Here is a 1,608-nt window from a genome sequence, read left to right on the forward strand (position 1 = left end):
GCCCGGAGCGGGGCTCCGGGCACCGCACCCGGTCCTGCTGGTCGTCTGCTGGTCGCCTACTGCTCGCCGGCCTGCTCGCCGGTGACCTGGTACTTCGCCGCGATCCGGCGCGCGTCGTCGGTCTCCGGGCCGGGGGACGGCACGAACACCGCCTCGCGGTAGTACCGCAGTTCGGCGATGCTCTCCCGAATGTCCGCCAGCGCCCGGTGGCTGCCACCCTTCTGCGGGCTGTTGTAGTACGCCCTCGGGTACCAGCGGCGGGCCAGCTCCTTGATCGAGGAGACGTCCACGATGCGGTAGTGGAGGTGGCCCTCCAGTGCGGGCATGTCCCGGGAGAGGAAGCCGCGGTCGGTGGCCACCGAGTTCCCGCACAGCGGCGTCTTGCCGCCCTCGGGCGCGTGCTGGCGCACGTAGTCGAGCACCAGGCGCTCGGCTTCGGCCAGCGTCAGGCCCGCGTCCAGCTCGTCGAGCAGGCCGGAGGCGGTGTGCATCTGGCGCACCACCTCCGGCATGGTCTCCAGGGCCTGGGCCGGCGGACGGATCACCACGTCCACCCCCTCGCCGAGGATGTTCAGCTCGGAGTCCGTGACCAGGGCGGCGACCTCGATCAGCGCGTCGCGCTCCAGGTCGAGTCCGGTCATTTCACAGTCGATCCATACCAAACGGTCGTTCACCCGGCCCAGCCTACGGCGCCGTGCCGCGCTGGGGCAGTACGTCGGGGGACTCGGCGACCTCCGGCCGGTCAAGGGGGCGGGGCACCGGGGCTCCCCGGGCGTGCCGAGGGCTCCCGGGGACCCTGCGGGTGCGGGCTCGGGTGCGGCTGACGGTGTGGTGGACGGGGTGGCGGGCTGAGCGCCCGCCACCTGGCCTGCCGTCAGACTCCCGGGTCGGATCCCGGCGGACGGTGGTCCGCCGACTCGTCGCCTGGGCCGTCCTGAACCGGTGCACCGGCGCCCCGGGTGGCCGGCCCGGCCCCGGCGCCGGTGCCGGGCGCACCGGTGGCCGGGGAGCGACGGGCACCCGTCGACCCGACCGGCCGGGCGAGGCCGCGTGCCGCGCCCCCGGCCGGACCGGCGGCACCGGTGGTCCCGGCACTGGCGGCACCGGGCGCGCCGGTGGGTCCCGGTGCTCCGGTGGCGGGCGGCCTGGCGCCGAACGCGGGGGACCTGAGCATCCGTTCGGCGGCCGCGTTCGCACTCGCGCTCGCGCTCGGGCTCTGACCCGGACCGGCCGGACCGGCGGCCCGGCCCGACGCACGGCTGCCCGTCCCGCGGTCCGGTCGGGCGTCCGCCCGGGCCTCCGAAGGCCGTTCGGCCGCGCGGTGACCCGCGCCGGACCCGCGGGCACCCGGCTGCGAGTGCCCGTCCTCGGCCACGGCGTGCTCGACCGGGCGGACCGCCGGTCCGGGGCCGCGCCGGGTGGCGGGACCGGGCTGCGGCGGGACCAGCGGACGGATCCGGTTCTTGGTCGAGGGCGGCAGCGCGGCCGGGCCCTGCGGCGCCACCCGGGCCCGGCCGGAGCCGGCGGGCCCGCCCGGTCCACCGGGGGAGCCGGGAGTACCGGGAGTGCCGGATCCGGGCACGCCGGTGCCGCCCGGGTGCCCCGGAC

At 77.7% G+C, this 1,608-nt stretch carries 1 protein-coding gene; it reads right to left on the reverse strand.

Annotation, left to right across the window (positions count from 1 at the left end; all coding sequences use genetic code 11):
* Nucleotides 1-56: 56 nt before the first annotated feature.
* The gene (orn, locus tag ACFW1A_RS40385) at nucleotides 57-674 is read right to left on the reverse strand and encodes an oligoribonuclease (protein WP_380418705.1); all 618 of its coding nucleotides are present in this window, start codon (nucleotides 672-674) and stop codon (nucleotides 57-59) included.
* Nucleotides 675-1,608: the final 934 nt, after the last annotated feature.

This window comes from Kitasatospora sp. NPDC058965, from assembly GCF_042741245.1.
Classification (GTDB): domain Bacteria; phylum Actinomycetota; class Actinomycetes; order Streptomycetales; family Streptomycetaceae; genus Kitasatospora.